The 10,423-nt window shown below is 44.0% G+C and carries 7 protein-coding genes; 5 read left to right on the top strand and 2 right to left on the bottom strand.

Annotation, left to right across the window (positions count from 1 at the left end; genetic code table 11):
* Nucleotides 1-263 precede the first annotated feature (263 nt).
* A complete protein-coding gene (locus F6K57_RS31140) occupies nucleotides 264-413 on the bottom strand; it encodes a hypothetical protein (protein ID WP_293029632.1) in 150 nt (49 codons plus the stop codon).
* Nucleotides 414-1,040: 627 nt separating this feature from the next.
* Nucleotides 1,041-2,063, bottom strand: a complete 1,023-nt coding sequence (locus F6K57_RS31135; RefSeq protein WP_293072011.1) for a glycosyltransferase — start codon at nucleotides 2,061-2,063, stop codon at nucleotides 1,041-1,043.
* Between the two features lie 659 nt (nucleotides 2,064-2,722).
* Here F6K57_RS31135 and F6K57_RS31130 point away from each other — a divergent pair.
* The 5 genes from F6K57_RS31130 to F6K57_RS31110 all read left to right on the top strand — a co-directional run.
* Nucleotides 2,723-3,982 (top strand): transposase, encoded by a 1,260-nt coding sequence (locus F6K57_RS31130; RefSeq protein ID WP_293072010.1) that lies wholly within the window; start codon nucleotides 2,723-2,725, stop codon nucleotides 3,980-3,982.
* A gap of 104 nt (nucleotides 3,983-4,086) precedes the next feature.
* Nucleotides 4,087-7,011 carry a tetratricopeptide repeat protein gene (locus F6K57_RS31125; protein WP_293072009.1) on the top strand — a complete coding sequence of 975 codons (2,925 nt, stop codon included), beginning with the start codon at nucleotides 4,087-4,089 and terminating at the stop codon, nucleotides 7,009-7,011.
* 327 nt (nucleotides 7,012-7,338) lie between these two features.
* Nucleotides 7,339-7,863 carry a hypothetical protein gene (locus F6K57_RS31120; RefSeq protein WP_293025465.1) on the top strand — a complete coding sequence of 175 codons (525 nt, stop codon included), beginning with the start codon at nucleotides 7,339-7,341 and terminating at the stop codon, nucleotides 7,861-7,863.
* 275 nt (nucleotides 7,864-8,138) lie between these two features.
* Complete coding sequence (locus tag F6K57_RS31115) at nucleotides 8,139-9,596, top strand: tetratricopeptide repeat protein (protein ID WP_293072008.1); 1,458 nt, start codon at nucleotides 8,139-8,141, stop codon at nucleotides 9,594-9,596.
* Between the two features lie 8 nt (nucleotides 9,597-9,604).
* Nucleotides 9,605-10,423 (top strand): tetratricopeptide repeat protein (locus F6K57_RS31110; RefSeq protein WP_293072007.1); only part of this gene is annotated, 819 nt, incomplete at its 3' end.

The following is a 10,423-nucleotide window of genomic DNA, read 5'->3' as shown; positions in this document are numbered from 1 at the left end:
GGGAGTAGGGAGTAGGGAGTAGGGAGTAGGGAGTAGGGAGTAGGGAGTAGGGAGTAGGGAGTAGGGAGTAGGGAGTAGGGAGTAGGGAGTAGGGAGTAGGGAGTAGGGAGTAGGGAGTAGGGAGTAGCGGATCTGGGAACGTAAGCATTCAGCTGACGGCACCTCAAGTAGCGTGAGCTTTTAGCTCACGGCTGACGGCACCTCAAGCAGCGTGCGCGTAGCGCATATGCTTACCTATAGTCTTTTAAAAATTAATCCCGCCATCACCAGTTGCGATAATGTTCATAGTCCCAACAGTCTCCCTGTTCCCAAGCTCTTCCCGTTGCTTGACAGTTGTAGGAGTCATTAATCCAAGGAATACTGGTTGGGTGGGCGGCCAAAAATTTATTTTTAACAATAAATAAAGTTATCATTTTTATTAGGTGTTGTTGTCTGAATTATATCTTTGATAAATCAAGCTGATGGGAATAATCCAAATAGGTAAAATTTAATACTTAAAAATGAAAACTTCAAGACTAAGCTTGAAGTCAGGTTAATCACTAAGATTTTTTTTTGGTTAATTGGATTTTTCAAAATCCGCTCACCGTGAAGCTGATAAATATATTTATAAACCATAAATAAGAGTTTAGGTTTTTTTCGGGGAAATCAGCGTAGCAATTATCGGTTTGCCAACAGGTTTGCGTTAATGTATAACTTCTGTATGTTATGTATAACTTTTGTTGACGTTTGACCCTTGAAAGTAATCACCATAAGCATTTCAGTGATTCCACCTACAGATGATGGCAAAATGGCAAAATTGTGAAATGGAGAGATGGGAAGATGAGATTTAGTGGGTCATTACTATGTAGCAAGATTTTTCGCAATTGCTACAAAGCTGATACACATTTAACTAGCACAATATAAGCAATTGATATAATGTCCAGGAGCATCAGTTGCTCATGGGTAATAGTTAAGTAGTAATAGTTAAGTAGTAATAGTTAAGTAGAATTACTCCCGAGCCATGACCCATGACCCATTACCAACTGATGCAGTAGTTTCAGTTAGTACAAGCTAGACCCACCTACCAACATCGTCTCTCTAGCCTGAGCCATCACCCATTGCATCAACTCCTGCCACTCCGGTGACTTCCCCAACCCATCAGCATCAAACTCCCCGCCCCAATTCCTGGAAAACTCGGCAAAATTCTCTGCCCAATGTACTACTGTCTCCATCGGTAAATAAGGACTATAGCCCCAAGCCTGTTGTAAATACTTGATCATTTCCCTGGGATGTCCTGTATTATATAAATACCAAGCAATCCATACTAGGGTTCCATAGCGCACCTGATTTTCTAATAGACGGACTGCTTGTGGTAAATCAGTCTGTTGGAAGAAGTTGTCAATGGCTGCCGACAGGGAGCGAGCTTGAGGCAATCCTTTGTGCATAGCACTTTGGTGATGCTGCCGATAGCCTACGGTTACCTGACGCAACCAAGCGGCAGGACAACCCTTGAGGGCTAACCGTAACACTATTTCTGTATCTTCAGCGGGTGGAAACCTGGGGTCAAACCCGCCAACGGACTCTAGCCAATGGCGACTGAACATCATCGCACTAGGCAGAACTGGCTTCCACAGTAGCCAACTTTCTAAGTTTAATTCTGGTACTTTCTCCCATGGACGCACTGTCATCAGTAGCTTACCCTGGGAATCGACACGATACCAACCACTATGGACAATTCCCAGATGGGGTTGTGCTTCAAAAACTGCTAACTGGGCAGCTAACTTACCTGGCAGGAAAAAGTCATCGGCATCGAGGAATGCGACAAATTCACCCAAGGCTAATTTAATGCCATGGTTGCGGGCAAGGGAGACTCCTTGGTTTTCTTGATAAATGTAACGAATGCGTCCGCTATAGGGTTGCAACACTGATCGAGTCTGGTCTGTTGAACCATCATCAATTACCACTACCTCATAGGAACAGGCTTCTTGATTCAGCACACTTTCCACTGCTTCAGTAATATAGCGATCGCAATTATAGGCGGGAATAATTACACTGACTTGTGGTATCATTTCATACCCTCCCATCACCCCATTGAGCACTGCTATAGCTTTATATAGCAAAGGGAACAGGGAACAGGGAACAGGGAACAGGGAACAGGGAACAGGGAACTTCGGGACAAAAATTCTCAGAATTCCTACACTGATCCCTATAGTTATTAGCCATTTTTATGAAACAGATATGAAGATTTAATGATCACAATGTAAAAAGTTTGCAAAAGAAGTTTGTTTATAAAAAAAATATAGCGAAATAGTATTATGTAAAATAACAACAAAAAATTCTAAAACTGTGAAAATTAACTTTTTTTGTTTCCTGCTATATACTGGTCTAGGTAATCTCGTAGTGTAGGTAATGAGTAATAGGGAATGACAACTAAAAAATTCCTAATAACCAGTTAGCAATTTAGTGTTATTTGTTACGGTTATCTGAACTCGTTTTAACTAGACGTTAATAATCACAACTCTAACGGCTGAAAACCGCGATGCTGGCTGAACGCGGGGGACAGTTCAACTATCCATCAAAAACTCCAAGGGGACTCCCGTTATACCAGTAGGGTTAGCGGGAGACGGGGCGTATAAAGTGCGGACGCAGGTGACCCACACAGCCCCTTGGAAATTGGAGACTAGATTACTTGCACTTTTTAAATATTTCCTCTAGAATAACTATGTTGTTAGCGGAGGACTGGATGCTAACTCAAGTTAATAACCTGCGTTTAGACGAACAGCAGATATTAGCTCTCAAGCAGATGTGTCACTTGAGCAAGAACATGTTCAACGTGGGACTCTACAATGTCCGTCAGTATTTCTTTCAAGAACGTAAACATTTGCGATACGAAAGGAATTATTATCATTCCAAAGAAAATGATAATTATAAACTGTTGCCGACGGATATTGCGCAACAAACATTGAAGATTGTTGATAGGTCTTTCAAGTCTTTCTTCGGGTTGTTAAAGCTTAAGTCTAGTGGAGGGTATCAGGAAAAGATTAGACTTCCACAGTACCTCCCAAAAGATGGACATTTTCTCTTAGTTATCCCGATCAGGAAGCGTGACTGGGAAAAATTACCAGGAAAAGACTGGCTGTTCACTGTTCCAATGTCTTGTAAATTCAAACGAGAGCATGGGGCAGTTCAGTTTGCTGTTCCTGAAAGACTTAGAACTAAAACAGTCAAAGAAATCCGTATTATCCCTAAGTATGGGGCAAGATACTTTGATGTTTGTTATTGTTACGAGGATGAATCTGAAGAACAGGTCGAACAGACTGGCGAAATCTTAGGTATCGACTTAGGACTTGAGAATTTTGCCACATGTGTCAGTACTACTCAAAAGTCGTTCATTATTGATGGTAAGCGAATAAAGTCTGACAATCAGTACAATAAACGCAACTCCAAACTTCAGTCTATCAAAGACTTACAAGGCATTAAAGCCTTGACGAATCGACAGGCTAAGTTACTAAGAAAGCGGAATCACAAAGTCAGAGATTTCACTAACAAAGCAGCTCGGTATGTTGTAGATTGGTGCAGAAATAATAAGATCAGCAAGATTGTTATTGGTTACAACCCCGACCTAAAACAAAAGGTCAATCTAGGGAAACGAAACAATCAAAAGTTCACCCAGATTCCGATATATACATTCAAGGACAAGCTGGAAAGCCTCTGTCAACGATATGGCATCGAAATGATCGAACAGGAAGAATCTTACACCAGTAAAGCATCTAGCTTGGATAAAGATGAATTGCCTGTGTGGAATGCTGACAACCCAAAATCCTACAAGTTCAGTGGTAAGAGAATCAAACGTGGATTATACCGAACTAGCAAAGGTTGGTTGATTAACGCTGATTGCAACGGAGCGCTAAATATAATTCGCAAGCACACAAGTAACCCCAATGATTGTATCGGAGGGTTTAGAGGTTGTTTGGCTCAACCAGTAAGAGTTTTATGCTCTTAAGAATCCCCCGCTATAATCGTCCGGCTTAGCCGACGCGGGGCGCGTTCGATTTAGCGGTGGGAGCAGTCAACTGCCCAAGCTAGTTCTAACCCGATAGCTGCCTAATGATCAAGGTTGAACCAAGTTACCAACAAGTCAAGGCTTATTTAGCCAACAAGCAATGGGGTCAAGCCGTTGCTTCTTGTAGGCAAGCCTTGAGACGGCAGCCTGATTCTGAGGAATTCAATGTTTTACTAGGCTTTGCCCTAGCTGCTCAGGAAAAGCGGAGGGAGGCAATTTATGCCTATAGTAAAGCGCTGCAACTCCAACCGGAGCAAGCTCAAACTCATGCTTGCCTAGGTGAGTTATATAGTCAACTCCAGGAGCTCACAACAGCAGCATGGCATTATCAACAAGCGGTTTGGCTACAGCCGGATCAGGGTGAGTACCATTACAATCTAGGAATCACGAGGCACAAGCTGTGGGAGTGGGATGCTGCCAAAGAAAGCTATCAGCAAGCGATCGCACTTAACCCCAAGGATGCCAAAGCCCACTATCACCTAGGAGTGTTGTATGGTCAACGGGGTCAGTTAGAGGAAGCCAGCAACAGTTATCGCCAAGCCATTACCAACCAGCCAGATTACCTCAGCGCTTATAATAACTTGGGCTGTGTTCTCTTTGAGCTAAAACAATTCGAGGCAGCAAAGGCAGTCTATCAACAAGGTATCGACCAACAAGGTATCGACCATAATCCTAAGTGTGGGACTCTGTATAATAACCTGGGTAAGGTGCTGCAAGCACAAGGTAAGGCAGGTCAAGCTCTGGTGGCATACAGTAGTGCGATTGAGTTAAACCCAGAGCTAAAATCAGCTTACTTAAATCTGGGTCGGTTATGGCAACAGAAGGGGAATTATCCGATAGCAGTGCAGTATTTTGAAAGGCTGCTGAGGCTGGATCCAGAACAGATATTGACCTACAGTGAATGCGCCAACGCCTTGATGGCTCAGGGGAAACTAGCCCTAGCCTTTGACTATTTACGAAAAGCGATCGCATTGCAACCAGCTTTTGTGGAGGCTTATTGCCAACGTGCTAAAGGTTTACCAGGCCAGGACATACTTGAGCGATCGCAAATTTATTGTTCTGGATTTCTTGAGGCACTACGGAACAAAGAAGATACTTTCCAAGTCTGCCTATATCTGTGGCAGACTTATTTGTATTTAGGGGATACCTTGTTTGAGTATGGTGCAGCAAAGCAGGCGGAAAAGTATTACCAGAAAGCGTTACAGATTCAGCCAGACCAGGTTGAGTTGTATATACGCTTAGGGGATTGTTTAGCCGAGCAGCAGCGACTGGATGCAGCAGTGATGACTTATCACATGGGTTTAGCCTTGCAACCAGCTCATCCTCAGATTTATCTACGGTTAGGGCAAGTCTTGAGCAAACAAAAGCGGTTCCAGCAAGCCCTTGAATACTACCAATCCCTCTGGCATCAGCACTTAGAAGAGGGCAAGGTGAGCGGTAACCTTGGTAGTCTCGGAGTCTTGCCTATAGATAACGTGCCGAGAAATAACTATAGTGCTAAGCCGAAAGATAACTATAGTGCTAAGCCTCTTACCTCCCAACCCCCTCACCCGACCAAGGGCATTTATGAAGCGACTAGAGAGTGGTATATAAACACAGAGTGCCATGGCTGCTACTACATAGAGGTACCTTGGTCAACCATCGACAAGGATTGGCAATATACGGGATCGAGGGAAATTGAAGGTTCTGTGAACCATTGTTCCCAGGGCAATGGTTTCCCAAACGATATCAACACCATGTCCATGGTAGCGCCGCCAGTTTCTGCCCTGGCTCCTATATCTGTTGAAGGCAGCAAGTCTCAGTCCCAGTCTCAGTCCCAGTCTCAGTCCCAGCCTCAATGTGGCGGTGTTACCTGTAATCGATGTATGAGACGACTGTGTAACCAGTTTCAGTCGATTCATCTCGGCAAGAGGGTCTATCAGTGTCAGCCACCGCAAACACTTTCTGTGGATTCCCCTACTGTCTTTGTGGCGACTATCCCAAAAGGACGGGCTTGGATTGCCCCCCAAAGCAGTTACTGGAAGATTTGTCATAGCATCGCCATCATTACTCCAGATGATTATTTGCTATCTGACCTCTCTCGAAATTACCCATGGTATTTACCTGGATGTGAGCATTACGACCCCAGAAACCATAGAATATTTAGTCTGGATCAGATGCCGCCTTTAGAGTACATTGATGGCACAGTAGCGGTTCTATCGGGACTGTCTGGACATGGCTACTACCACTGGATGTTTGATGTCCTGCCTAGAATTGAAATCCTGCGCCGCAGTGGGATAGATTTCCTTAAGATTGATTGGTTTTTGATCAATACGCCACAGCAACCCTTTCAACAAGAAACCCTCAATTACTTAGGCATTCCTGCTAACAAAATTATCTCCAGCGATCGCTACCCCCATATTCAAGCCCAGGAGTTAGTCTTACCCTCCTTTCCCGGACATTTTGATTGGGTACCGCAGGGTACTATTAACTTTCTCAGACAGAGGTTTCTACCGCAAACTCTGGAATTAAGATACCCAGAGCGGATCTACATTTCTAGAGCGCAAGCCAGACATCGACAAGTTATCAATGAAACTGAGGTCAAGGAGCTGCTATCCCAATTTGGTTTTATTACCATTGCCCTAGAAAGCCTATCTGTGAAGGAACAAGTTGCTTTATTTGCTTCTGTTAAAGCAATTGTTGCTCCCCATGGCGCTGGTCTGACCAATACGGTATTTTGTCGCCCTGGCACTCAAATTATAGAACTAGTTTCACCGAATTATGTGAGAACAGATTACTGGATTATTAGCCAACAAATGGGACTAAAACATTATTATGTAAAAGGAGAGAATTTTGACTGTCAACCGATTCGCAAACTTATGTATACTAGCTCACTAACAGAAGATATATTAGTTAACCTAGATTCCCTTTACTCAGTAATGAAAATTACTGGCCTAAATCAGCTATGCTCAAGGGTGCATAACCAATAAGGAGGCAAAGGATGCCATGGATTCAGTAAAACTATTTGGGCTCTACCGAACTTGCTGTGTAACAATCTTAGGCAATAATTGCTATAAATAATAATTATTGGGCGATTGGGCGGGACTTTTAGTTTTTCAGAGAATGTTTTTTGATAAATAACCAGTCCGATCAGACCTAGTGGTCAATAAGCGCGTTTTTATACACACTATCTTCGGTAGAAATACTAACTATTTGAGAATACAAAAAAACTAATCTTGTTTGTGGCGAAAAAATCTGTAATAAATTATAGTTGATAGGTGGTAATATCAACTAGGATAAAGAAGGAGTTATAGTAGATGTCTTCTATGTTTGCTGACCCAGATCTTGAAGTTATCCCAAATGATGAAGACGGCTTCGTTATCTTAGGACCAGACGATGAACGAAGTAATATTAGGGGGAGCGATGGTCTAGATATTATTCAGACTGGTAATCAAAACGATGAGATTAGCGGTGGTGACGGGAATGATGTGCTCTTGGGGCAAGCAGGGGATGACCAAATCACTGGCGGTGAAGGCGATGATGTGGTGCTGGGTGGAGAAGGAGATGATAACCTGATCATAGGACCAGGCACTGATGTGGCGATCGGGGGTCCTGGAGAGGATACATTTACCTTCGAGTTCTTTGACGATCAGCCGGATATTATTACTGAGTTTAAGTCTGGAGAAGATCGGATCGTGATTCCAGGGGTTGATGACCAGACTATCGTAACTTACGACTCGATCACTGGTCAGCTAAAAGTGGATGGGGAAACCATTGCTCAATTGAGTTCAGGTTTGGATGTTGAAATTAATAAAACTGATGATGGTTTTGAGATACTTTAGTAGGTCAGTAATCAGCAATCAGCAATCAGCAATCAGCTGATAGGCTATTGGTTAGGTCACAGCGTGCCACGATACTGCTAGAAGCCTGTGCCGCGATACTTGAGGTGCCAAAGGCCAAGGGCTGACCGCTGACCACTGACCGCTGAATGCTTGATTTGAGTTGTGAACATGTTTTATGAAGGAAAGGCAACAGGCAAAAGTTAATCAAGTAGCGCTGCTCCCTGCTCCCTGCTCCCTGTTCCCTTTTCCCTGTTCCCCGTTCCCTGTTCCCTCTCATGTACACTTACTTAACTGAAGCAATTGCCGCTTGTGAGCAAGCGTTGGAAAGTCCATCTCCAAATCGACCTGATTTTGCCTCGACTTGCCGAGTTTTAGGCAATATCTTGCAAGGGATGGGTCGGTTTGATGATGCAATTTTCTGGCACTCTAGAGTGTTCGATGACAAACCGAATTTAGTGCAAGTCTATGCTAAAATAGGAAATATATACAGCAGTCAACAACAGTGGCAGGCAGCGATCGCATCCTACTATCATGCTATACGCCTCCAGCCAGATTTTGCTGAGGCTTACTGGAGTTTGGCAGAAATCTATTCTCAGCTGGGGAAAAAAGACGAGGAAATTGAGTGTTGGTATCAGACTCTGAGCCTGAAACCCAAATCAGCCAATGCTCAGGGACATTATAAACTAGGGAAAGCGTTCCTGGCTCAGGGTAAACCGGATCGAGCCATTGCTTGTTTCCAAAATGCGATTGAGCGTGACTCCACCCTATGGGCAGCTTACTACGAGTTAGGAGACTGTTTGATAGCCCAGGGGAAGTGGGAGAATGCGATCGCATGTTATCGTCAGTTAATCGACCTTGACCCAAATCAAGCTAAGGCCCACTATAAAATTGCTGGGATTTGGCTCAAACAAGGAATGGTGGACACAGCGATTGCAGCATTTCGCCGCTCGATTGAGGTTGATCCAAATTTTCCTGGAGCTTATCGGGAACTGATCCAACTGTTGATTCAACAGCAGAAGTGGGATGAAGCGATTGTCTCATGCCGTGCGGTCATTGCGACAGTGGGTGACTATCCCTGGACTTATGTTAAACTCGGGGATGCTTTGGTAAAAAAAGGTGAGTTGACCGAAGCCTACACTTGTTATCAACAAGCTGCTCAATTGCGGGGTTGGGATCAGTGTGCTCAGAAGGATTATCGATTCACCCAGGATAGGTTTACCTTTAAAATTCCGGTCTGGGAAAAACACTTGCAGCCCCTAGCTGGTGTCGCGGATGCTCAGTGTCTGGAAATTGGGAGTTTTCAAGGCAATTCCGCTTGCTGGTTACTTGATAAAATCCTGACTAACTCTTCAGCTCGATTAACTTGTGTTTCGCCACACTTTCAGGAAGAGTTTGCTGGAAATATAGCTAAAACTGGAGCAGCGGAAAAGGTGACTAGGTTAGAGGGAAAACCTGAGCAGTTGCTTAATTCCCTTGATGGCAATTGCTACGATTTAGCTAACATTCGCGACAGGCGTCACAAAGCTACCATTGCTGAGCAAAATGCTTTACTTTGTTGGAAGCTACTCAAGGTGGGAGGGCTGATGATCGTTAATAACTATGGATGGAGCAATCCGGCTAAACCACAAGAAGCGCCTAAAATTGGGATTAATAGGTTTCTAGATTCAGTTAAGGGTCAGTTTGAGATTCTGCATCAGGCTCGCATAGTGATTGTTAAAAAAATAGCGTCTTAACGGTAACGATGTCAAGGGATATCAAGCAATCTTCGGGTCATGATCACGATTCTGTTGACCAAACCCAGGGCCAGCTCAAGGTGGTGAAAATTCAATTAAAGTTGGCTAAAGACCATGCTAATCGGGGGAGTCTGTATGCTCAACAGCAACAGTGGCCCGAAGCGATCGCATGTTACGAAAAAGCGATCGCTATTGACCCCAAATTTGCTGGAGCTTACCGTAACTTGGCTCGGGTTTTCGCTAAGACTGGTCAACAGGACGAGGCTACGGAGTGTTGGTATCAGGCTCTAACCCTAGAGCCAAATTGGGCTAAAGCCGAGGAGCATGTTAAGTTGGGCAACAGGCTCTGGTCTCTGGGAAAACCAGACCAAGGCATAACCTGTTATCGACAAGCGATTGAGTTAAAGCCCAATTTACTCCAAGTTTACTATCGTCTCGGGGAGATACTCCAATCCCAGGGAAAGATGGAAGATGCGATCGCATTTTATCAACAGGCGGTCGAGAATAATCCCCGAAATCACCAAGCCATGAACTATTATCGACAAATAGTCGATAGTAATCCCAACTCTAGCGCTAAAGATTATCATCAGTTGGGTCAACTGCTCAGAGGGCAAAGTCGATTCAAAGAAGCCATAGAGTCTTATCAAAAAGCGATTGAGCTTGACCCCTGTTTTAAGCGAGCTTATGTAGACCTACAGTACACCTGGATTGAATCAGAGCAGTTAGAGCAACTTATCACCTTTTATCGACAGTGCATCCAACGGCAACCAGATTTTCCTCTGGCTTGGGGGAATTTAGGGGATGTGCTAACCGAGCAAGGGCAACTT

The organism is Moorena sp. SIO4A5, from assembly GCF_010672005.1.
Lineage (GTDB): Bacteria > Cyanobacteriota > Cyanobacteriia > Cyanobacteriales > Coleofasciculaceae > Moorena.
Note: the sequence above shows the minus strand (reverse complement) of the source record. Positions and strands in the feature narration are given on the sequence as shown.